We start from the raw sequence: 22272 nt of genomic DNA, 5'->3' as shown, positions 1-22272 counted from the left end.
AGTCCATCGCCTGTGGTGATCGTTAGCGTATCCGACCCGTTAAAATCCCCAATTCCCGTATAAGTTAGACCGGTCAGAATCAAATTGATGTCGGCTGCGGAGCCAACGATGGTCACAGAATTGGTGCCGTTGCCGGTCACAAGCGGGCTGCTCGATACGTTTAGAGTGCCGTGCAGAACTGACACTGTAGTGGTTAGCGTGCCGCCATCAGGATCTGCAACCGAAACCCCTGCAATTGCCTTTGATACGTCCTCATCGGTCAATTGTACCCCGGACGGTACGGTGTTCACCGGTGCATGATTGGTGCTGAGATCGATCACGACGGGCGAGAGTTTTTCGATTGCAGAAATTTTCAGATTTATGCTCTTGAATTCATAAATCGATTGATCTGCCTGCCCTGTGCTTTTGTTGACATGGGCCGGTAGCCAAACATTGTTAAAATAATCAATCTCGGCATTTAGGGCTGCCATAAAGGCAACATCGTTAGACTGCTGTACGCTGATCACAATTTTTAGCGTGTCAATCTCGGTGGTACCACCTTTTACAGTACCATTTCCACCATCGTAACTATCGTACCCGCTGAAGGTCGTTACGCCGATTTGCGCGATACCATTGTCATATATGGTCCCCTGGAGTTTGTACTGATTCTCATACGATACGAAAATAAGGGTGTCAGCGCCGGAGCCGCCTAGCAAGCTATCAATCCCGCTGCCGCCATCTAGGATATCTGCACCGGAACCACCATTGAGAACGTCGTTTCCTCCGCCCCCTGAAAGCGTGTCGGCCCCAGAACCCCCGATCAATTTGTCGTCGTAGTCAGTGGACGTGCCAATATAATTGCTGTCGCCATTCGCGCCCATAACACTTCCTCCCCAACGCCCCAAAAATTAACCTTTTATTAATGATGTTGAATATGATTTCACGCAAGTGTCAATGAGAAACGGCGTTAACGGTTAACTTGAAAGCATCCAGGGAGATTGTGCGTTGCACAAAGGGACAGCGCTACTTACATTTGATCCGCGGAACAAATGCTCTTACCCCTTTGCTGTTTCCAAACGCCGGCCATCATGACCAGCCCACCATTTTTCTGACAGTGATGCCCGCAGGCAGCATACGGATCAGTTGCCGCACGTCACACGAAGTGATTTCCACCTGGCCGTCTTTGGCGGCGCGTTCGGCGTTCTCAGCCTCAGCAACCGCTTTCGCGGACCCGCCAACTTTGCTATCTCCCACCCAACACATCTATTCGATGTCGCGAAAATTCTGACGCGGCCGCCGGTTCTGCTTATACCCGACCCCACAGACTCTTGTCGCCCTTCATTGTGATGACGAATGTTCCCGGGCAAAGAATAGTACGAAAGTCAGCACAGGCCGGTTCGTTTCTTCAGCCATCGGGACAGTCCTTCCCTCCACCCACAAGTCTCCTTGAGCCGCTCCAGTTCATCATGGCTCTTCTGCGCCTTGATCTCCAGCCCGTCGGCGCCTCGAGGTGAATGACGGCGGTGGCGCCGACGACGAATTCTTCGCCGACCACCGAGGCCTGCATGGCATTGATGAACTGGGTCGAGGCGCAATCAGCCCTGCATCATGGAGTGCAAGATTGCCTGCATGTGCTCTTCCAGGTCGAGTTCGCCCCGTTCCTCGACAGGTACTCGGCCTTGGCCCGGCGGTCGCCTCGGCTGGTCGCAGGATAGGAACAAATGGCCAGCAGTGCTTCCTCCTCAATTCGGCCTGCACTCTTGCGGTCGTGCCAGCTGCTGTCCGCTCGGTGGACAACCCTATGGAGCGCGTTGTAGGTGACCTCATGGGTTGCGATCAGCGCCTGCAATTCGCGTGAGATGCCCTCCCCTTCAGCAAACGTCGGTTCAACGACAGATGCAACGGCGGTGAACGCAAGAAGCGTACGGCGGGTGACTGCGGGCATGCCTTATATCCTTGCCGTTTAGTGAGCGCCGGCACACTTTAGCACTTGCGCAGCGGTTCGCAGAGGTGCTCTGCAACGCGATCATATTGTCTGCTGACAAAACGTTTCCGCTTCAGAAACTGATCCTCCCGCCTATGCTCGCCGATTGAGCCCGCCTGAAAACTGAAAACTTGCCTGGTGGTAGGCCACAAAAGCCACCCTGCCCTGCTGCCGACAGACCCCGGCGGGTGGCCATCGGCCGACCGGCCACCTAGCTGGGCAGAGATTTCAGCTTGGGGCCGACAGCGGAAGATCCGCTTTTGGGGTGATTGGACTGAAAAGCCGACCTTCGCGTCCAGCATATCGCGGGCGGCTTTGCGCCAATATAGGAGATCATGCGTTCAGTCCGGCAATCCAGCCGAGCACCATAGCCCGATCAGAGCCGCCCCGTCTCGGCATAGAGCGGTCAAGTCAACGCACGATAGCCCGAGCAGCAAGTTCGGACCTACACGTGCCCGCGGGATGCCAGAGCCAACCGCACAACCACAATAGTCGCTCCCTCTAGTGGGGGCGCCGCCAGGCTCCTCCGCTGCTATGTTGCAGGCTACCTAAAATCGCCCGCTCGCGAGATTCGAATACTATGCTTTCACCTGCGCCGCTTCGGGAGACTTCAGTCCATCAACTAGATGATGAAGATCCGCCTCGTTCTCGTAGTGCAGGGTCGAGACGAACGCATCAATCGTAAATTCCGGATCGACCTTGTCTATTTGAACGAGGTGAGCGGACGCAGCGGTCCGATCGCCCAGCCAGTGATAGGCCGCCGCGACAAAGGCGTGTTGGTTGGCATCCATCTTCGACAGATGCATGAAGGCCTCGATTGCTTCGGAATATTCGTGGGCTGTAAAGTGAGCTTTCCCAAGATGGCTCCAGAAGCGTTCCGGGTGGTGAGGATTCAACTGCATCGCCTTGTGAATCCAGTGGGCTCCTTCCTTAGGGCGACCGAGCCAAGTCAAAAGCTCGCCGTGCTGGACCACGACGAGATCGTAGTTTGGATTGAGTGCGAGAGCCCGCTCCTGGTGGTGCCGAGCCTTCGTCAGATCGTTGCGGCTGATGCTAATGGCCGCCAATATCCGTTGGACGTCCGCATCGTTGATGTCAAGTGCTTGCGCCAACTCAAGCTCACGGACGACTTCGTCGAAAGTGGCGTCCTTATCAGCGCACCAGCCGTAGCCCCAAGCTTGCCCCAGGATGCACCCCCGCCAAGCATGGGCATGCGCGTATTCGGGGTCGAGTTCTAGCGCTCGGGTCACCAGCTTCAGCGCCTCCTCATTCTCGGCTCGAGTGCTGCGATGGTGGCGGACCTTGGCCGCGAGCACACATTCGTATGCTGCCATGTTGGCAGGTGTCTTGCGCGCCACGAGGTCCTGCTGTGCGGCCTCGACGCGGCCTGGCAGCGTGGCCACGATCGCTGCGGTTAGTTCGTCCTGAATGGCGAAAACATCGTCGAGCTTGCGGTCGTATCGCTCGGCCCAGATGTGCGTATCGGTGGCAGTATCGATCAGCTGCGCCGTCACCCTGAGCTGACCGCCCGATTTGCGGACACTGCCCTCCACCAGGTATTGCGCGCCCAGCTTCCGGGCGATTTCACGGAGGTTTACCGACTGCCCTTTGTAGACGAAGGTGGAGTTGCGCGAGATGACGAACAGCTCGTGCCGGCGCGAAAGTTCCGTGATGATATCCTCGGTCAGACCATCAACGAAAAATTCCTGTTCGGATTCGCCGCTCATATTAGCGAATGGCAGGACCGCAATCGACGGCTTCACCACGCTGCGCCGGGCCGAGCCGTCCCCCGCTCGCGGATCGGCTGCATCGTCTAGCACCGCGCGCCAGACCCGTATCGGGCGAGAGATGTTCTTGAGGGCCTTCTCGCCGAGGTCCTCGAACCTGATTTCGAGCCGGTCGAAAACCTGTTCGTACACGGCCTGGGTGACGCACACCCCGCCGACTTCGGCCATCTGCTCCAGCCGGGCGGCGACATTCACGCCGTCGCCATAAATGTCGCCCTCATCGAAGATGATGTCGCCGAGATTGATGCCGATCCGGAACTGAATGCGCCCGGCATCCGGCACGTCGGCGTTGCGGCGGCGCATGCGGATCTGCACCTCCGCGGCGCAGCGCACGGCATCTGCCACGCTCTGGAACTCGACCAGCATGCCGTCACCGGTGGTTTTGATGATGCGGCCCTGGTTCTTGGCGATTGCCGGATCAATGAGTTCGATCCGGTGCGTTTTGAGCCGCGCAAGGGTGCCGCTCTCGTCGGCTTCCATGAGCCGAGAGTATCCAGCCATGTCGGCTGCCAGCACCGCCGCGAGCCTGTGTTCCATGTTCCAGCCTCGAAGCACGTAATCTTAGATGGCAAACGCTGCAATCAAAGCCGATCACAGTCACGCCGCCACCTAACAGCGCCGTCCCCGCGCGATCGGAAGGCGCCCAGTCATAGCTTTACTCGAAATGAGCGCGTGCGGGAAGGAAATCGAACGCTCCCCATGCCGCTCGAGGCTGCTCATTCGGCAGTGCCGCCGGCCCATATCAGGTACCCACGAAGTTGCCCGTGATGGAACCCGTGGAGTCGGAGTCGCCGCTGTGGTTGCCCAAACAAGACCACAACTATTCCATCGCTCCCTAGATCCGGCTTGCGCCAACTACGGACATCGCCAAGCACTACTCGGACATCGCGTTTTTTTGGGGCCGGTTGCTGACTGTCCGCTTCACGGCAAATGATCCCGAAAAACTGACCTTGGTTCAGGTGGCAAGCATTCTATCGGATGGCGATCCGTTGTCCGGCTGCGCCGAGGCCTCCAGACTGATTCTCAGCCAACACCGCGCGCTGCAGCGTGCTTATCCGCTACCCTGCCAGGGTAGCCTAGCCCGGATGATCGGCGTGCACGGGGTCCGATTACCGTTCGTTAACCAATGGGACACGGCGTCTCACGCACGGGTGCGGCCTTCACCCCTGGGAAACCGTTGCCGGGCTACCAACTCCATCCATTGGAGACTGCCATGGCCGATGAGACGACCACTGCGAACGCGCTCGAAATTCGTGGGCTCTACAAAAGCTTCGACAAGCCCGCGGTGGCTGGCCTCGACCTGACCGTCAGGGCGGGCGAGTTTTACGGCCTTCTTGGCCCAAATGGCGCCGGAAAGACAACGACGCTGCGCATGGTCGCGGGGCTGCTGCTACCGGATGCGGGAACGATCACCATTGCAGGTCGCGACGCGCTCCGAAGCCCGGTCGAAGCCAAGCGCATCGTTGCCTGGATATCGGACGAACCGATGATCTACGACAAGCTCACGCCATTCGAATATCTCGAATTCGTCGCCGGTCTGTGGAGCGTCAAGGCAAGCACGGCACAGGAACGGGCAAGGCAGCTGTTCGATCTGCTGGACCTGACGCCGCATGCACACACGCATTGCAGCGGCTTTTCGAAGGGCATGCGACAGAAGGTGGCGTTGGCCGGAGCGTTGGTCCATGACCCGGAAATCATCGTCCTTGACGAGCCGCTGACCGGCCTTGATGCCGGCTCGGCGCGTCAGGTCAAGCGGGTGTTGCGCGAACGCGTCGATGCCGGCGCAACGGTCATAATGACGACGCACATTCTGGAGGTGGCCGAGCGCATGGCTGAACGCATCGGAGTCATTGCCAAGGGTAGGCTGATCGCTGAGGGCACTTTCGAGCAACTGCGGCGGCAGGCCGGCCATGGCGCCGGAACCCTCGAAGATACCTTCCTGGCTCTGGTAGCCGAAGCGGCATGAGCGCCCATCCCGCAACGATCGGTTGGCTAGCGGCACATGAATTGCGCCTCTCCTGGCGCGACTGGTTTTATCTCTTCACTGCGGGCAAGAAGGGGCGTTCGCGCAGGATAGGCATATTCTTGATAGTCGGCGTGCTGCTCGCGCATGCCTTTGCGCTGTTTGTGATTAGACGTTTCACCGCCGCCGATTTTCCCGTTTCGCGCGCCAACTATCTGCTGCTGACCAGCGGCGTGCTGCTCTATTTCTTCCTGATGACCTCGCAGGCGATGGAGGCGGCGACCCGTGTGCTGTATGCCCGCGCCGATCTGGAATTGCTGCATTCATCCCCGGTGGCGCTGCGGCGGGTCTTTGTCGTGCGCCTGACGATGATCGCGATTTCGATCGGCACCATGGCGATGCTGATCGCATCGCCCTTCATCAACGTCTTAGCTTGGCGCGAGGGAGCTCAATGGCTGGCCGCCTATGGCGTGGTGTTCTCGACGGGGTGCGTTGCAGCTGCCCTAGCCATCACGCTAACCGCGTTTTTGTTCAACGTCGTCGGCCCGCGGCGCACGCGCTTTGCCGCCCAATTTGTGGCCGCAGTCGTCGGCGCGCTGTTCGTCATCTCTCTGCAGGTCATCGCTATCTTCACGACCGACACGCTCTCGCATTTGGCGGTCTTGCGGGACGAGTGGGTAATCGCGCTTTCACCGCCCGAGGACAGCTTGGTGTGGTGGCCGGCGCGAGCCGCCCTTGGCGACGGCGTGAGGCTGGCCTGGGTGCTTGGCTGTGCGGTGGCTTTGGCCGCCGCCGCCATTGCAATTTTCTCATGGCGCTTCGTGCGCTACACGGCGCTCGCCGCCAACATTGGCGAGAGCGGTTCGATCCGCCAAGGCAAGGCAGCGTCGTTTCGTCTGACGTCGCCGGGACACGCCTTGCGCCGCAAGGAATGGACATTGTTGCTGCGCGATCCCTGGCTCATGTCGCAAAGCCTGATGCAACTGCTCTACATGCTGCCACCCGCGATATTGCTGTGGAAGAATTATGGCCACGGCACGGACGCGCTGGTTCTGATCATCCCCGTGCTGGTGATGGCATCCGGGCAGTTGGCCGGCGGCCTGGCTTGGCTTGCCATTTCCGGTGAGGATGCACCCGACCTGGTGGCGACCGCGCCGGTGACCGCGACAAGCATCATACGCGCAAAGGTCGAGGCGGTTTTGCGCGCAATCATAGTCGTCGTCGCCCCATTCGTCCTGGCTTTCGCAATGGTTTCGACTCGACACGCGTTGGTTCTGGCAGCCGGCTCGGCACTGGCGGCGATCTCGGCGACGATGATCCAGCTTTGGTTCCGCGCGCAGGCGCGGCGTGCCCAATTTCATCGTCGCCAGACCTCCTCGCGGATCGCTACATTCGCCGAAGGGTTTTCGTCGGTCGGCTGGGCAGGCACAGCCGCCCTCTACGCTGGTGGCGTTACAGCGGCCAGTGTCGTTGCCGGGATCCTGACCGTGCTGACGCTGGTGGTAACTTATTTCGCCGCGCCAAAAGCGACGGGATAGGTGACTCCGATCTGTCTCCGACAATCATCTTCGTCCAAAGTCCGCCTCTAGGGCAAATGCCGATCCAGCAATCACAATCGATGACTGCTTGCGGAAAATAGAAAAGCTGACTTCAACGGCCGACATGCGGCGCACTGCTGCCTGGCAGCTAAGAGGCCGGAAGCGGTCCGTCAGCTTTCGGGATAATCGCGTCGACAAGCCGCCACTCCGCTGACGACCCAATCTTCGCCGCAACGAACGTTGCTTGGCGTTGTCCGAAAGCACACTTCGACTGGGCACCGCGTTGGTCGCTTTGCGCCAGAAGTGGGCGCTCCAATCTCGTGGTGCTATTCGTCTGCTCCTGGGGTCAGTTGTTCACGGCCTCGGCCACTTGGAGAAAGGCAAACGGCGGATAGCGGCCCAGCTTCTTGGCGACCTCCATGTTCACGACATAGGCGAAGTCGGTTGCCCGCACGATCGGAAGGTCGCCGGGGGTCGCGCCGTCGCGCAGGATCTTGAGCGCCTGTTCTGCCGCGAGACGCCCGACATCTTCCAGCCGCGCCGCAATGGAGAGCATCGCGTGGTGCTCGCGCACCAGCGGCTCGTACGGGCTGACAACGGCGATGCCGTTGTCGACCGCCGTCTTGGTGAACAACTCTCCATTGGCGTTCAGGAACGAACTCGAGCCGACGTAAAGCCAGCGAACCCCCTGCTTGCGCAACTCGGCCATGCGCTCTGCAATGCGGGCGACGTCCGGTACGCCGTCGTTGCCGGGGTCGATTTCGAGCGCGACAAGCCCGATGCCGAGCGTCGCCGCAACTTTCTTGAGTTCTTCCGCCGTGAGCGCCGAATTGCGTTCGTTCGAGTTGAAGAGCAGGCCGAGCTTGTCGAACGTCGGATCGTACTGGCGGACGATCTCGATGTTGATCGCTTCCGGCACCCGGTTGAAGGTTCCAGCGACATTGGCGCGTCCGCTGCCTTCGAAGCCCTTGGCGATGTGCGTGCCGAAGGGGTCGGCGACTTTCACGAAGACCACGGGAATCTCGGTGAGAAATGCAGGGTTGTCCGCATCGTCCAGCGTGCCGATGACGCCAAGCGTCCCGTTCGTGCCGTAGGTGAGCACCAGATCGGCTGGCATCGCCCGGGCCTGGGCAATTGCGGCGGGGATGCGCGATTTGTCCTGAGCCAGATCGACGATCGTGACGTCCGCGGCGAAGCCACTCTTTGCGATCCCCGCCTTGAACCCTTCGCAGACGTTTTCGCACCCTTCGTAGAAGATGCCCAAGATCTGCTTCCTGTCCGCCGTATGGGCCAGAGAGGTCAGCACAACGCATACGGCCAATGTCAGCAGTCCGCGTGCAATCGATCTCACGACGATTCCCCCATGATGCGCCCCGAGGCGCCAGCCGCCAGTTTAACGCCGTCAGGTTCGGACCGGCAAACCAATTCACTGCCAGCTAAATTACTTCCGACTAATTCTATGCGCCGGCTACCGGGCCCCGCGCCGCTCGCTTGCCCAACACCGACAGCCCGAACAGCATGGCGCCACCAAGCGCGAGCGTCGCCGCGGTGGCCGTCGCCACGGCGTAGCCATAGAGGCCCGCGACAGCTGCGACCATCAGGAGCCCGGCGATGCTGGCGAACCGCTCGACCGTTCGCAATGCACCCAGAACCGCATCGGCCCCCAGATGCTTCAACTCCGTTTCAGCAATCGACATCGAGAGCGAAACTTGCGCTCCCCGAACCATACCGCTGCCGATTCCTGAGCCCAGCACCGCAAGGAAGATGGCTATCTGGCTCGGCCAGACGGCGGCCGTCAGGAGCGAGATGCCGCAGAGAATTCCCCCGGACAAGGCTACGGCCGTGACGGGAATCCCCCGCTCCGCCGCGCGCCCCGCAAGCGGGCTGACCAGGGCGATCGCGAGGAAGTAGACCATCAACGTGCGTCCGATATCCGCCGGCGAGGCACCAAGGGAATCGAGCGTCAAAGCCACGAGATAGGAAATGAAGGCCTGCAGGCAGATGTTGCCGGGGATGGCGATGCCGAACACCAGCGCGGCGAAATGCCAGTTGCGCAACGAGGCCAGCAGCGGCGGTCGAGCTGCCTTGGCGCGCGGCCCATCATTCCGGCTCGCGGTATCGGCGACCAGCGAGAAGATCAGAAGCGCGGAGACCAGGACAAAGGTGGCGCTGAGCAGAAACACATTGGCCTTGCCCAGCCTGTCTGCCAGCACCCCGCCCAGCGCCGTGCCGCAGAATATTCCCCCGAACAATACCGTCGAGAACATTCCGAGCGACCGGTCTCGCTCGTCGCGCGGCGTGTTGTCGATGACGTAATCCTGGCAGGCGAGCGTCACGAAGGCGTAGCCCACCCCAAGGATTGTGCGGGATGCCACGATCTCGGGCACGCTGGTGGCCCAATAGAGCCAAAGATGGGCGGCAATCGTCGGTGCCGCCGCCAGGATCAGCAGTCTTCGCGGTCCGAGCCATCGGGCAAGCGGCCGTGAAAACGGCGACACCAGCACGATTGCGAGCAAGTATCCGGCAAGCGGCAGGCTGATCAGCACGCTCTCGGAAAGCCACGGAAAGGGATTGCGTGCCGCCCTCGTGTAAAGCGGCATGAAGGAAAGCGGCAGCTCGTCAGCGGCCGCGAACAGAAACAGCGCCAGCCGCAGATCGGTGAAATAGGAAAAGCGCAGGGTCGCCGGTCCATTCAGCGAAAGACCGTAGCGCGCCTGCAATGTGGCGAGCCTGGCTCCCCTCGCTTCCGAACCATCGACGCCTTGCCATGCCGTGGCGAACTGTGCACTGAGGCCTTCGGTGCGCTCGACCAGGATCTGGGCGGCGCGGTCGATGGCGGTGCGGGCGCCCACCACCACCCGCTTGGAGAAGTCTCCGGCCGCCTGCATCGCCGCCAGCCGCTGCAATCGGTCGAGAGCGGCAGTCAGTGAGCGGCTGCTCATCAGCACCATGATCTCGAAGGCGATCAGCACGGCCACCACCACGACGACGCCCATATCAAGAAAGACGTCGAGGAACTTCTTGGAGATGAAGGCGGGGTCGACATCGATCACCACGTAGGCGATCTCCTCGCCATTGTGCATGATCGGATGACTGCGCACGCCTTTGCGTTCGCGCGGCGGAGCGAGGTAAGGGTCTATCCGTTCGCCGACTTCCAGCACCACCCGACCTGTCGCCACGGCAACGTATGCGATCTCGGGCAATTGCTTGAGCATATCGGCGAAGAACCCCTCGGCGTTGACGAGACCATCCAGCGGCACGCCCGTCGCCAGTGCGCGCTGGACGTCTTCGCCAACGACCGTGGCAATCAGGTTTGTGCGGGCCGACATCTCAGGTTCAATGGAGCGATTGACATTGCCCAGGGTGATGACGCCCAAAATCAGGGCGGAACTCACCATCAGCACCGCCGCCAGCGGCGCCAGGCGCGATGCGATCTGCCGGGCGAGCGAGCGCAAGGGGTTGGCCGCAATCTCGGTCTCGGCAGTAGGCCCGGTGGCAACGAGCGTGTCGTCGCCCTCGGGGCGCCTGTCCTCTGCAACCGGTGATGCGAAGGCGCCGAGTTCCCGGCTGGCCTCGTCATACTGCTGTCTCGCGTCTGAAAGGTTTGCGCCGAGTTGCCGGATCTGGGGGCCAAAAAGGTCGCGCCAGAACGCGCCGGGGCCACTGGATCTCAAGTTGCTGTCGGTGCCTATCTCCGCATCGGGCTCGCCACGGACGACATTCTCCAGGCGGGCAAGTCGACGCTGCGGGGTTCTAAGAAGCAGGTTCAATAGAAGATAGGATATCGCCGAGAACGCGGCCCAGATCAGCAGGGCGGTGCGGACAACTTTTCTCACTATTGCCTGTGAAGCCGCTTCGAGCCGGTCTTTCGGGTAGGCGACAACCACGGCGCCGCTGGTGGCGCCATCACGGCCCACCACGTTGAACCCGCTGTAGATTTGCGTGGCTGTCTCTGTGCTCCATTTGACGCTTCTCGACAACTGCATCGCTTGCAGCACCTCGTGCGGAACCTCCTTTGGCCGTGACGCATCGGTGGTGTAGAGGATGATTCCCGACGGGTTGAGCGCGTGGACTGCCTTGACCTGGTCGTCGATCTCCAGCGCCCGCGCGACGATGGCGTCGCCGTTGCGGATCATGGAGAGCGGCAGGCCAAGGTCGATGATCGGTTTGAACGACGTTGCGGTCGTCTGGGCAATGACGGAAATTCGCTGCCTTAGAAGGTCGGAAAGCACTGCATCGTGCTGGAGAACCGAAAGCAGACCCACGACGGCTTGCAGCAGGCCGATGACTGCCGAGAAGGTTATCCAGCTTCGAAGAAGCATCGTGGCGCCCTCCCCACGCAAGCGGCGCGCGGCAACATTACGTTGAGCGTGCGGGCTTCGCCAGTGGGCCATCCGGGATCGAGGTCGATTTCGAGCACGAGGTGCGAGAGATGCGCCGCAATGTCTTTGTGCCCGAACATCCCTTCGGGACCATCAAGGCGAGAATGGGCGCGACCCACTTCCTGATGAAGCGCCTATTCGACCCTGATGGACCGTGTCACATGGATCAAAGTATGGACGACAACCATCCGGAAGGAAATGTTGGCGGTTAGCTTCACACACGTATTGGGCGCGTGTCCGCTTGCGCATCACCGGGTATCAAATTAATTGAAACCGGAGAGGACTTGGCTGCCTCTGCAGGTGAAAAGTGCTGACTTTCCCAGGGTTCTATCTCGCGTCGTGCCTGCTCGCGCTTGTTGCGCTCGTCGCCGTTCTCGCGCTCGGCCTGCTTCCGGCACTGCTTTCGGGCCTTCTCGTGTTCAACCTTGTTCATTTCGCCGCACCGATGCTCTATCGAATCGGGGTCTCCAGCAGCCTGACGAAAAGCCTTGCGCTGACCTTGGTGGCATTGATTTTCACGCTCCTGATAGCCGCCGCTATCTTTAGCGGCGTGTCGCAATTGACTGGCGGTTCGGAGAACGTCGTGACGCTCCTCAAGAAGATGGCCGAGATCATCGATACCGCGCGCGTCCATCTCCCAACCTGGGCGATGGACTATTTTCCGTCGAACATCGAGGAACTGGAAGTCTTCGCTGCCCGATGGCTCCGCGAACATGCCGGCCAGCTTCAACTCGTCGGTCGGGATGTCGGCGTCCTGGTGGTCCACATTATCGTCGGCATGGTGATCGGCGGCTTGATCGCGGTGAGTTCGGCGGCGCCATCAGGCGAGCCCGGCCCACTGGCGGACGCGCTGGCGGATCGTGTCAACATATTGAGCAAGGCCTTTCGCAACATCGTGTTCTCGCAAATCCGGATTTCGGCGTTGAATACGTTTCTGACGTCGATCTATCTCGTCGCTGTTCTGCCGTCCTTCGGCATCGATCTGCCATTCATCAGGACGATGATAGCGCTGACTTTCGTCGCCGGCCTTCTGCCGGTCATCGGCAATCTGATCTCCAACACGGTGATCGTGGTTGTCAGCCTCAGCATCTCCTTCCTTGCAGCGCTCGGATCGCTTGCCTTTCTCATCGTCATTCACAAGCTCGAATACTTCGTAAACGCCAAGATCATCGGTTCGCGGATCAATGCGCGTGCCTGGGAGCTTCTTCTGGCGATGGTTTTCATGGAGGCGTGGTTCGGTGTGCCGGGTCTTGTCGCCGCGCCGATCTATTATGCCTATCTGAAGGATGAACTGACGATGCGCGGGCTGATCTAGGGCTAGAGCAGCTGGCGATTTGACACGCAAGCAAGTGGGAAACCGCGCACCCTTGACTAGCGTGACATAGGGTCCATTTCTGATCGAGCGGATTGCCTCGTTCTCTAGCCTGCGGTGTGCTGAATGTCGAAGGGCCTCTTTGTCCTGGCGCTGGCGGCTATGTGCATCACATCGCTGCCGGAGCATGCCGCGCGCGATACAGAGCTTTGAGCTTGAGCCACGAGTACCGTTCCTAAATGATGTTCAGCGACTTCGATGGTCGGCTGAGCGCCGCCATGAGCGGTCACTCCGTAGCGAGCCCCGGATTTGACCGCAATGGGGCCGGAAGCAGTAGGTCCGCTTGTGGTGGAGGGAACAACGATAGCGGAGGTTGAACTTCCAATGTCCGATGTCGTGAGTTGACCCGATGCGGACGCTTGATCACTAGGAGCGTATCGTCCGCTTTGCTGCCAAAAGCTGTCACGGCCGCGGCAACCATGTCGGACTCCGAGCCCCCAAGTCTTCCAGAGGACCTCCAGCTTCGACAGAAATCCGGGTCTACAGCATTTCCCTGGCATCTGAGTTAATATTGTGGCCGAGGGACCCGGGTTCAGCCTTAGGAGAGCTGGTGTGGACGTTGCCGCTTGGTTGCGAGGCCTCGGGCTCCAGCAATACGAGCAGGCATTTCGCGACAACGCGATCGACGCGGAAGTCCTGCCGGAGCTGACCGATGCCGACCTCGAGAAGCTCGGTATGCTCCTCGGTCATCGCAAGCGACTCCGCAAGGCAATAGTGGGGCTGGGGCCATCGTCAAGCCATCCCAACGCGAGCACCGATGACATCGCGGCTCAGATCCGCACCCAGGAGCTAGGCGCGGAGCGTCGACAGCTGACCGTCATGTTCGTGGATCTCGTCGGGTCGACGGCGCTCGCGTCGCGTCTGGATCCCGAGGACCTGCGTGAGATCATCGGAGCGTATCACCGCTGTGTCGCCGATACGGTCGCTCACTTCGGCGGCTTTGTCGCCAAATACATGGGCGACGGAGTTTTGGTGTATTTCGGCTACCCGCAAGCGCACGAGAACGCCGCCGAGCAGGCGGTGCGCGCTGGCCTTGCTCTCGTCGATGCTGTTAGGCGGCTCCAAGAGCCCGAGCCATTGCGGGTTCGTATCGGCGTCGGCACCGGGCAGGTCGTCGTTGGCGATTTGATCACTGCCGGCGAAGGGCAAGAGCGCGGCGTGGTGGGCGAGACGCCGAACCTCGCCGCCCGCCTGCAAGCTCTTGCCGAACCCGACGCGGTCGTGATCGGGCCGCAAACGCGGCAGCTGGTCGGCGGTCTTTTCGAATATCGCGATCTTGGCGCCGTCGAGGTGAAAGGCTTTCCGGAGCCGATCCATCCCTATCAAGTGGTTCGTGAGAGCGCTGTCGAAAGCCGGTTCGAGGCGCTGCATGGGACGACGCCCACGCCGCTGGTCGGGCGTGAGGAGGAGCTCGACCTGCTGCAGCGCCACTGGCATCGCGCGAAAAGTGGTGAAGGTCGTGTGGTGCTGCTCTCAGGCGAGCCTGGCATTGGAAAGTCGCGCCTCACCGTCACCTTGCAGGAGCGGATCCAGAATGAGCCGCACACCCGCTTGCGGTATTTCTGTTCGCCGCACCATCAAGACAGCGCGCTCCACCCGACCATTGCGCAGCTAGAACGTGCCGCCGGGTTGGAGCGCGACGACCCGCCTGAGGCGAAGTTGGATAAGCTTGCGGCCCTGTTTGCCCCGGTCTCGCCGGAGGACGTCGCGCTGCTCGCCGAGCTGCTGTCGTTGCCGACCGAAGGCCGCTTCCCGCCTCTCCAACTGACGCCCCAGCGTAAGAAAGAAAAGACCTTCGATGCGCTGCTCCGGCGGCTCGAAGACCTGGCGCGACAAGGTCCGGTGCTGATGCTCTTCGAGGATGTCCACTGGATCGACCCCAGCTCGCGCGAGCTGCTCGACCTGGTCATCGAGCGAGTTCCGCGCCTGCCAGTTCTGCTTCTCCTCACGTTCCGCCCCGAGTTTCAACCGCCGTGGACCGGGCAGGCGCACGTCACGGTTCTTGTCCTCAACCGGCTCGACCGTCGTGAAGGCGCCGCGCTGGTCCAGCGGGTCGTCGGCACCGAGGAGCTGCCGAGCGACGTTGTCGCGGAGATTATCGAGCGCACGGATGGGGTGCCACTGTTCGTCGAGGAGCTGACCAAGGCGGTGCTGGAGGGCGGCAACACCAGGACAGTGCTCTCAAGAGCTGCTGCGACGGCGTTGAACGTCCCCGCCACGCTGCATGCCTCGTTGATGGCGCGGCTCGATCGCCTCGGCTCAACCGTTAAGGAGGTCGCACAGGTTGGCGCGGTTCTCGGTCGGGAGTTCTCCTACGAATTGCTGGCAGCGGTCGCACAGCGAAATACCGCTGATCTAAATGGCGCACTGGATCAACTCGTCGGCGCCGGTCTGGTGTTCTGCCGCGGGACGCGGCCACTGGCCACTTACCTTTTCAAGCATGCGCTCGTTCAGGACGCAGCGTATGGCACGTTGCTGCGCGCTAAGCGCCAGGAGCTCCATAAGCGTGTCGCAGATGTGTTGGAGGAAAAGTGGACCGAAATCACTGAAGCGCAACCCGAGCTCCTCGCGCGCCACCTTCAGGAAGCCGGGGATTGGGCGGGCGCGCTCGATCACTGGCAAAAGGCTGGAAGGGCCGCCGTGGAGAGAGCTGCCACTCGGGAAGCCGTGTCGCACTTTGCCAGTGCCATTGACTGCAGCAGGAGACTTGGCGATGTGTCCGGCGGCGCCGAACGGATGACACGTCTCCACCTTGCGATGGCCAATGCCTTGATGCAGGCTGAAGGGTATCGTTCTGAGCGCCTTGGGAAGACGCTTGATGATGCACGTCTTGCCGCCGCGAACACTGCATTGGCCGAGCTGCAGTGTGACGTTGCACTTTCACTCGCTCCATTTCTTTATGCCACTGGGCGCAATCGCGACTATCTGATGCTCGCCGATGAACAGCTAACAAAAGGCGCCGATCTCCTTCCTCCAGCCTATTTGAGTGCCCTTTTGGCAACTAGGGGGATGGCTCATTTCAACCGGGGAGAGCAACGACTGGCAGCGGACGCCTTGCGCAAGGCCCTGGGCCTGATTGATCGTGTTGCCCCAAGTCGTCGTATTTCGTTCGCCGGTGCGGATCAACGTGTGTCTGCCCAGGCATATTTTAGCGAATCGCTGATGATCTTGGGTTTATTTGAAGCTGCAGTCGAAGAGAAAGAGCGCCTGATGCGAAATTTTGACCAGCTCGATAAACCTTTCGACTTTGCGTGGCATCTTCTCGTGCAGTGCCAATTGTGCGCGCTACTCGGCCAATACAAGGAATTACTCGATAACGCTACGAAGATCGTCGAAATTTGCGAACGGCATGGCTACACGGCGCGTCGAAGCAGCGGCATTAGGTGGCGTGGTCATGCCCGCTCGCATTTAGGCGAACTGGATGCCGGCATCGATGACGTCCGGGAGAGTTTGGTTCTTTGGCGTGGGCACGGCGTCGTATTTCATACCCCTGAGAAAGCATGCGAACTTTGTGATCTTCTCCTGCGGGCCGGTCGCATCGAAGACGCATCGCAAATGCTTGATGATGTCGATACCCTCATTTTCGACACGGACGAGGCGAGCTATCTAGCAGAATGTATCCGCCTTCGTGGCCAGATTGCCGCGGATAGAGGTGACCTGACGGGTGCCGCGCACCTATTCGAAACAGCAATTGCCACTGCCCGTCGTCAGCAAGCGAGACTCTTCGAGCTTCGCGCCACAACGCAACTAGCATCGGTTCTGGCACGGCAAGGTCGTGTCCATGAGGCCGCGACGCGTCTGCAAGCGTTGGTCGACACATTTAACACTAGGTATCCAATCGTCGACCTCATCTCGGCACAAAGGGCGCTGGACGCCCTGAGCCGTTGAGGTCGCACCATCTGCGTCGGTTCCGACAACGTAGTTTGAAGTCGATTTGATGCAAGCTTGGCTCATTGCGCGCCCGAGACGCGCGTTCGTTCGCTTGGACTGGAATGTAAGGAATGGTTGAGATGAGACGTTCACGCTTGTCCCCGCGTAGGTCCGAACATGGCGCGAAGTAGCCGGTTAGCGCTTGGACCACCGATGTCGGCTTTTGGTGGACGGCGATAGCCGATGGAATGACCGAAACGAGGCGCAAAGCAGCCATGCCGCCGTCGCGTGTGAGACTCTGATTTGGTGACAAGCAAAACAGCAGCCCCCTACGACTCGTCCCTCTCATCGCGCAAATTAGATACAACGCGGCGGTTCTGCGACCTGCAGGCGGCGTCGGGGCAGTCGCGGACGAGTCTGTCCTTGCCGTAGCCCTTGGCCCACATGCGGTTGCGGTCTATGCCGCCGGCGGCGAGGTAGTCCATCACCGCATCGGCGCGCTGCTGCGACAGCGCCGTTTCGCTTGCGCGCGGATCGTCGGCGAAACCCTGCAGCTTGAGCAGCCAGCGCGGATGCTTTGCTAACCAGGCAATCTGGGTGTCGAGGGTGGCCTTGGCGACAGAATCGAGCGCGGCCGAACCTTGCGTGAAATAGGTGCGGCGGCCGACATTGAGGATAAAATCCTCCTCGCTGCCCGGCTGCACGTTCTGGAAGCCGGCAATCTCGGTGTTGGTGACGTCGGGGGTGGGAGGGGCCAGCGTGTTGCTGGTCGAGCAGGATGCGGCCAGCACCAGCAGGCCGGCGGCGAGCAGCCGGCGCGTGTTTTCAATCATGCGGTTCATGATGCGCCAATCATTCGACAGTGGTGGAAGCGGGCGCCTGGTCGGCGATGTGCGGCAGGACCTCCACCGCGGTGCCGATCGGGCACCGCTGGTAGAGGTCGATGATGTCTTCCGGGAACATGCGGATGCAGCCGCTGGAAGCGTCGGCGCCGATGCTCCATGGCTCCAGCGTGCCATGCAGGCGGTAGCCGATGTCGGCGCCGTCGCGGTACAGATAGAGCGCGCGCGGCCCGAGCGGATTGTTGGACGCGCCGCCTGCGACCATGGGCGGTAGGTCCGGCTTGCGCTTACGCATTTCGGGGGGCGGAACCCATTGCGGCCACAGCGCGCGGCGGTCGATCGTCGCGCGGCCGTACCATTTGAAGCCGTCCTTGCCTACGCCGACGCCGTAGCGGATGGCGGTCTTGTTTTCCATGATGAGGTAGAGGAAGTGGTGGCGGGTATCGACCACGACGGTGCCGACCGGCTCGCTGCTGAAATACTTGACGATCTGGCGATGCCATCTCTTGTCGATCTTGGCGAAGTTGGTCTTGCGATAGACAAAATTGTTGTCGCTGGCGGTACCGGCGAAAAAGGATTTTGCCGTCGCGGCTTGAACAATATTGCCGGTTGCACCGACCGCGACCAGCGCCAGGCCGCCGAGCACGACACCCCTGCGCGACAAAACCATCGGCAATCCCCCATGCCTTAAGCCTGACGGACCATAGTTGAGAATTATTTCGCCTCAAAGTGGAAAATGCTGCAGTTAGCCGATAGCGGGCAGACGGCTTCTGGCATCAGCAAGCGATTGGCGGATGTTCAAGTCGGCGCAGGGCCGGTGAGGAAGGGCATGATGTCCACGCCATCTCCCGGGAAGACCGTGAAATGCGGGTGGTTCTCGAACAGGCGGGCGGCAGCATCGATGGTATCGGCCTCGACGACAATGTAGCCACAGAAAGGGTTCACGGCGTCGGCGATGCCGTCCTTGGTTACGCGCGTCGTCCTACCGACCATGCCGCCGCGATCGGGGAAAAACGCGGCATTTCTCTCCTCCCAGTCCGCCCACTGCTGTAAGCCGACGGCATCAATCGCATTCTGCTCGGGCTTAGGCAGGCTCCGAAAGCGGGCGAGGTCTTCGGGCTTCATAGTGTAGACCGCAAGAAAGCGGGGCATGCGGCAGTCTTCGTGCTGGCAGAAGTCCTGCTAGCCTAGACTCCTGGGCGGCCGAAGTCACTGCGCATTGCCCCCCACCAAGCGCCCGCCGCCTATTTGCATCAGTTTGGGAAGTCTGCTTCTTGTCTGAGCGGCCTCCAAGGGTGGTAATAGACGATCGCCGCTTACAGAATGCGGACGTAGTCAGCGCAATGACCGGAATGCGGCGCATTGCTGCCATTCGCGACGCGGACAATGAAGAAGGTCACCGTTGGGTCGAACTCCGTCTTTCGGAGCGATTTGGGTTTTGGGGGGCGAGAGCGTCGGCTATCAGAGTTCTGAACGTGAACGGCTAGGCGCGCCTGATAGGGGCCCCACAAATCCACCCCCCACCTCGCCACCGACGAACCCCGGCGGGGCTGGTGCCTCGGGGCAGCCTACGATGGCACTTTGCCTGTACGTTCTTACCCGCGCAGGTGTGGCCTTAGGTCGCAAACTATTGGCTTCAGAAGCAGGGCGGCGGGCTTCATTGACGGTGCGACCAACACCATATGGTGAACCATAGCCTTCCAAAACGAGAGAAACTCGGCCTGACGCGGTCGCACTGCGGCCGTCAGCCGGCAATGGCTATGAACCAGGAACCTGAAAACCATCATGCCTGAAAATATCAGACTAACTTCGAGAGACGTCCCCCTCATTAAGCTAGGCGTCCATCAGTGCCGCTTCCCGGTGAGCGAAGACCCGTCGGTACCCGGCGGGTACCGTTTTTGCGCTGGGCCAACTTCGCCGGATCGCGTCTACTGTGATCACCACCACAGCATCGTGACCGCCGTCGACCCTCGTCGAGCCCGTTCGGGTTTCCACCTCGCTCAACGACGCGCCGCGTAGGTTATGTAGGGGCCCCACAAACCCATCCCCGCCCCCCGCCGCCGACAACCCCCCGGAGGTGCCGGTGGCTACCAGCGCGACCCGAGCGGTGTCCGCGCTGCTGGCTCGGCGGCCTCTTGTTGCAACACTACGGCCATTGGTTCGAACGTCGACGATGATGATTTGACGTCGACCTTTCGAGGCGTGGTGCGCTCACTTCTCCTTGATGCCAGCATTCGCGAGACGGCAGTGGGCGTGTAAGGAGTTGCGGCGCTCGACAGATATCCTGCCTCGGCCAGGGCCTCCGCAACATCGGCCAAGGTCCGTTGCCGGCCGTTGACCGGATATCGGTGCAGCTTCTTTGCGAGCGCAATCAGCTCAAGTCCGCCATCAATCTCGGAATAGTTTCGGCGCCCACCGACTTTCTTGCCGGTCTCCCGGCGCTTGCGCTCGCGGGCACCCCTTAGCTTCTCCACCAGCATCGCCTTCTCGAACTCCGAGACCGCGCCGAGCACCTGGCGGATCAGGTTCGCCGTCGGGGTGTCGCCGACAAAACTGTCAGGGCTGTCGACAGCGATCAGTTCGATCCCGTGTGATTTCAGCATCTCGTAGCCGGTCTCCTGAACGATCAGATCACGGGCGAAGCGGGAGGCGGTTTCGACGAGAATGGTGCGCACGCCATTCGACAGAAGGCGCTCGAGCATTGCGGAAAAACCCGGGCGGGTTGTAACCGCGTCGGCACCGCTCACCGCCGCGTCGTAATAGCTCTCAATGATTTCGTAGCCGGTTGAACGGGCAAACGCCCCCACCGCCTCGCCCTGGCGTCGCTCGCTGTCTTTGTCGGCGCCGACGTTGGCTGCGGATGAAGTACGAAGATAGGCCACCGCTGGCTTCAAAGCCTTGCCATTCATGGCCTACCGCCCGTTAAACATGACGCGAAAATGGCCCGGAAATCAAGCTCAGAAAGTGCCGACACTAAGGTAGCGCCCCAACGTCCGCCCATCTCTGTGCTACATTGCAATTTCAACACGCACAGGAAGTGTGTGCCGAACTCGGCTGGAGCCGGAAGTACCGCCGCGCTTCCCGTACTCGATTGACCGGTGAGGAGGATTAAGCATGTCAGACCGTGTCGATACAGGCCCTCTGCGACTGGGCGAACGAGCCCCCAATGTCGTGCTCGACGCAATTACTCGCGAGGGCAAGATAGCCATCGACGATTTCCGGGGCCAGAAGCCGGTGCTGGTTGGACTGTATCGAGGTCTGCATTGTCCGTTTTGCAGGCGTCATATCGCCACGGTTTCGCTGCTCACACCCGCCCTCAACGCAAAGGGCATCGAAAGCCTCACGGTGGTGAACACGCCCATCGAACGGGCGCGCCTTTATCTCCGGTACCATCCGATGGTTAGCTTGCTTGCTGCATCCGATCCGGAGCGGGCGTCACACCGGGCCTTTGGATTGCCGAACATGCAGATCATCGACGGTGAAAGCGCATGGCCGCAAAAGGTTTCGATGAGCGATGTGAAGGCGATGAGGATCGACCTGCCCGGAGAAATGCCGGAGCCGATGGACCCGTTTTCGGCGCTCGAATACCTGAACAAGAAAGACAACTACGACATCACTGAAGCGGACCAGCAAATGATTGCGACCGGCGTGGGCCAGCTCATGGGCCAGTTCCTGCTCGATTGCAACGGCGTCGTTCGCTGGACTTTTTCCGAGGTTTTCGATGGCGGCTTGGGCGCCCGCCCGAACTCTGAGGCGATGATGTCGGTCGCGTCGGATATTGGTCAGTAGCGGCGTAGTTGCGGACATCGGCTGCACGGATAGTAGGCTATGCAACCCGTTAGTTCGAGCCAGGGTCGACGCGCTTCGGCGAGAGGAAACCGCGCCCGGCTCCGATCCAGTTTTCGGCCTGCCACCCTTCTCGGCCTCCAGCTGCATCAGCAGTTCCCCCGACCGGATCATCTCCGGCTCTGTACGCGCTGCGCCGCCTTGCGCAGGCCCTCGTCCTTCATCTGCCGGGCGTACTGGCCTGCGCGGTATCGTGCGGCATCGACGGACCGTTAATCAGGTCGGCGGCGATGCGCAGTGCGTCCTCCTCGGGCGACCAAGGCATGAAATGTTTGTCGAACGCGGCGAAAAGGTCCGCATTCGGCCAAACGCGACCGAAGCTGACCGTCACGAGATCGCGCATTTCATGCAGCGCATCCTCGACGTTGTCTTCTGAAGCACCGATGACGGCCGCAAGTTCGTCTACACCTTTCTGGGGATGCGAGAACATGGCATCCAGCCTTTCCTCAACAAAGACCTTGGCGATCGCCGTCGCCGTCTTCGAATAGCCAGTAGCCGGCAGGGCTACACTGCTAGGCACCGGGCCGAGCACAGGCTTGCGCGACAAGCCATGGATGTCATTGACGAGGTCCCGTACCCCCTGGTCGATATTCGATCGCGCGGCTGTCGTCGGCCTTGCCGGCGCGACGGTGCGCAAGTCGCTGAAGTCCCTACGCGGCGCGCTTGTAAAACTTCATGATGAGATCGAAATGATGAGATCGAACTGGCG

At 60.7% G+C, this 22272-nt stretch carries 15 protein-coding genes and 1 pseudogene; 6 read left to right on the top strand and 10 right to left on the bottom strand.

Features of this window, described 5'->3' with window-relative positions; all coding sequences use genetic code 11:
• Nucleotides 1–677: 677 nt before the first annotated feature.
• The 3 genes and pseudogenes from ACSQ3Z_RS29005 to ACSQ3Z_RS28995 form a co-directional block, all read right to left on the bottom strand.
• A pseudogene (locus ACSQ3Z_RS29005) lies at nt 678–860 on the bottom strand (calcium-binding protein); the annotation flags it as partial.
• A 725-nt stretch (nt 861–1585) separates the two neighbouring features.
• Nucleotides 1586–1924 carry a hypothetical protein gene (locus ACSQ3Z_RS29000; RefSeq protein WP_436174681.1) on the bottom strand — a complete coding sequence of 113 codons (339 nt, stop codon included), beginning with the start codon at nt 1922–1924 and terminating at the stop codon, nt 1586–1588.
• A 617-nt stretch (nt 1925–2541) separates the two neighbouring features.
• Complete coding sequence (locus ACSQ3Z_RS28995) at nt 2542–4287, bottom strand: adenylate/guanylate cyclase domain-containing protein (protein WP_436174680.1); 1746 nt, start codon at nt 4285–4287, stop codon at nt 2542–2544.
• A gap of 676 nt (nt 4288–4963) precedes the next feature.
• Here ACSQ3Z_RS28995 and ACSQ3Z_RS28990 point away from each other — a divergent pair.
• Both ACSQ3Z_RS28990 and ACSQ3Z_RS28985 read left to right on the top strand, forming a co-directional pair.
• Nucleotides 4964–5716 carry an ABC transporter ATP-binding protein gene (locus tag ACSQ3Z_RS28990; protein ID WP_436174679.1) on the top strand — a complete coding sequence of 251 codons (753 nt, stop codon included), beginning with the start codon at nt 4964–4966 and terminating at the stop codon, nt 5714–5716.
• A complete protein-coding gene (locus tag ACSQ3Z_RS28985; protein WP_436174678.1) occupies nt 5713–7251 on the top strand; it encodes a permease in 1539 nt (512 codons plus the stop codon). The genes ACSQ3Z_RS28990 and ACSQ3Z_RS28985 overlap by 4 nt, the downstream gene beginning before the upstream one ends.
• Nucleotides 7252–7597: 346 nt before the next feature.
• Here ACSQ3Z_RS28985 and ACSQ3Z_RS28980 read toward each other — a convergent pair whose 3' ends face one another.
• Together ACSQ3Z_RS28980 and ACSQ3Z_RS28975 are read right to left on the bottom strand one after the other, a co-directional pair.
• Entirely contained in the window at nt 7598–8515 is a 918-nt protein-coding gene (locus tag ACSQ3Z_RS28980; RefSeq protein WP_436174677.1) for an ABC transporter substrate-binding protein, read from the bottom strand.
• A gap of 193 nt (nt 8516–8708) precedes the next feature.
• On the bottom strand, nt 8709–11573 hold the full coding sequence (locus ACSQ3Z_RS28975) for an MFS transporter (RefSeq protein ID WP_436174676.1): 2865 nt from the start codon (nt 11571–11573) through the stop codon (nt 8709–8711).
• A gap of 367 nt (nt 11574–11940) precedes the next feature.
• Between ACSQ3Z_RS28975 and ACSQ3Z_RS28970 the strand changes: the two genes are divergently transcribed.
• Together ACSQ3Z_RS28970 and ACSQ3Z_RS28965 are read left to right on the top strand one after the other, a co-directional pair.
• On the top strand, nt 11941–12948 hold the full coding sequence (locus tag ACSQ3Z_RS28970; RefSeq protein ID WP_436174675.1) for an AI-2E family transporter: 1008 nt from the start codon (nt 11941–11943) through the stop codon (nt 12946–12948).
• 609 nt (nt 12949–13557) lie between these two features.
• Entirely contained in the window at nt 13558–16893 is a 3336-nt protein-coding gene (locus tag ACSQ3Z_RS28965) for an AAA family ATPase (RefSeq protein ID WP_436174674.1), read from the top strand.
• 311 nt (nt 16894–17204) lie between these two features.
• On the opposite strand, the gene ACSQ3Z_RS28960 is transcribed toward ACSQ3Z_RS28965, so the two are convergent.
• From ACSQ3Z_RS28960 to ACSQ3Z_RS28950, 3 genes are all read right to left on the bottom strand, one after another.
• On the bottom strand, nt 17205–17717 hold the full coding sequence (locus tag ACSQ3Z_RS28960) for an OmpA family protein (protein WP_436174673.1): 513 nt from the start codon (nt 17715–17717) through the stop codon (nt 17205–17207).
• A gap of 10 nt (nt 17718–17727) precedes the next feature.
• Nucleotides 17728–18387 (bottom strand): L,D-transpeptidase, encoded by a 660-nt coding sequence (locus ACSQ3Z_RS28955; RefSeq protein WP_436174672.1) that lies wholly within the window; start codon nt 18385–18387, stop codon nt 17728–17730.
• Nucleotides 18388–18515: 128 nt separating this feature from the next.
• Nucleotides 18516–18869, bottom strand: a complete 354-nt coding sequence (locus tag ACSQ3Z_RS28950; RefSeq protein ID WP_436174671.1) for a hypothetical protein — start codon at nt 18867–18869, stop codon at nt 18516–18518.
• 633 nt (nt 18870–19502) lie between these two features.
• On the opposite strand from ACSQ3Z_RS28950, the gene ACSQ3Z_RS28945 reads away from it, so the two are divergent.
• Nucleotides 19503–19736, top strand: a complete 234-nt coding sequence (locus ACSQ3Z_RS28945) for a GcrA family cell cycle regulator (protein WP_436174670.1) — start codon at nt 19503–19505, stop codon at nt 19734–19736.
• Nucleotides 19737–19804: 68 nt separating this feature from the next.
• On the opposite strand, the gene ACSQ3Z_RS28940 is transcribed toward ACSQ3Z_RS28945, so the two are convergent.
• On the bottom strand, nt 19805–20626 hold the full coding sequence (locus tag ACSQ3Z_RS28940; protein WP_436174669.1) for a recombinase family protein: 822 nt from the start codon (nt 20624–20626) through the stop codon (nt 19805–19807).
• A 205-nt stretch (nt 20627–20831) separates the two neighbouring features.
• Between ACSQ3Z_RS28940 and ACSQ3Z_RS28935 the strand changes: the two genes are divergently transcribed.
• A complete protein-coding gene (locus ACSQ3Z_RS28935) occupies nt 20832–21506 on the top strand; it encodes a redoxin domain-containing protein (protein ID WP_436174668.1) in 675 nt (224 codons plus the stop codon).
• A 217-nt stretch (nt 21507–21723) separates the two neighbouring features.
• Here ACSQ3Z_RS28935 and ACSQ3Z_RS28930 read toward each other — a convergent pair whose 3' ends face one another.
• Nucleotides 21724–22200: a hypothetical protein gene (locus tag ACSQ3Z_RS28930; protein WP_436174667.1), complete on the bottom strand. Its 477-nt coding sequence runs from the start codon at nt 22198–22200 to the stop codon at nt 21724–21726.
• Between the last annotated feature and the right edge of the window lie 72 nt (nt 22201–22272).

This window comes from Mesorhizobium sp. LjNodule214, assembly GCF_964252735.1.
Taxonomy (GTDB): Bacteria; Pseudomonadota; Alphaproteobacteria; order Rhizobiales; family Rhizobiaceae; genus Mesorhizobium.
This window is presented reverse-complemented; position numbering and strand designations above follow the sequence as displayed.

Excerpts from the sequence above, each read along its gene's own strand:
- ACSQ3Z_RS28975 (WP_436174676.1), bottom strand. The coding sequence starts at position 11,573 with ATGCTTCTTCGAAGCTGGATAACCTTCTCGGCAGTCATCGGCCTGCTG.
- ACSQ3Z_RS28985 (WP_436174678.1), top strand. The coding sequence starts at position 5,713 with ATGAGCGCCCATCCCGCAACGATCGGTTGGCTAGCGGCACATGAATTG.
- ACSQ3Z_RS28955 (WP_436174672.1), bottom strand. The coding sequence starts at position 18,387 with ATGGTTTTGTCGCGCAGGGGTGTCGTGCTCGGCGGCCTGGCGCTGGTC.
- ACSQ3Z_RS28945 (WP_436174670.1), top strand. The coding sequence starts at position 19,503 with ATGCCTGAAAATATCAGACTAACTTCGAGAGACGTCCCCCTCATTAAG.
- ACSQ3Z_RS28935 (WP_436174668.1), top strand. The coding sequence starts at position 20,832 with ATGTCAGACCGTGTCGATACAGGCCCTCTGCGACTGGGCGAACGAGCC.
- ACSQ3Z_RS28995 (WP_436174680.1), bottom strand. The coding sequence starts at position 4,287 with ATGGAACACAGGCTCGCGGCGGTGCTGGCAGCCGACATGGCTGGATAC.
- ACSQ3Z_RS28950 (WP_436174671.1), bottom strand. The coding sequence starts at position 18,869 with ATGCCCCGCTTTCTTGCGGTCTACACTATGAAGCCCGAAGACCTCGCC.
- ACSQ3Z_RS29000 (WP_436174681.1), bottom strand. The coding sequence starts at position 1,924 with ATGCCCGCAGTCACCCGCCGTACGCTTCTTGCGTTCACCGCCGTTGCA.
- ACSQ3Z_RS28940 (WP_436174669.1), bottom strand. The coding sequence starts at position 20,626 with ATGAATGGCAAGGCTTTGAAGCCAGCGGTGGCCTATCTTCGTACTTCA.
- ACSQ3Z_RS28960 (WP_436174673.1), bottom strand. The coding sequence starts at position 17,717 with ATGAACCGCATGATTGAAAACACGCGCCGGCTGCTCGCCGCCGGCCTG.
- ACSQ3Z_RS28990 (WP_436174679.1), top strand. The coding sequence starts at position 4,964 with ATGGCCGATGAGACGACCACTGCGAACGCGCTCGAAATTCGTGGGCTC.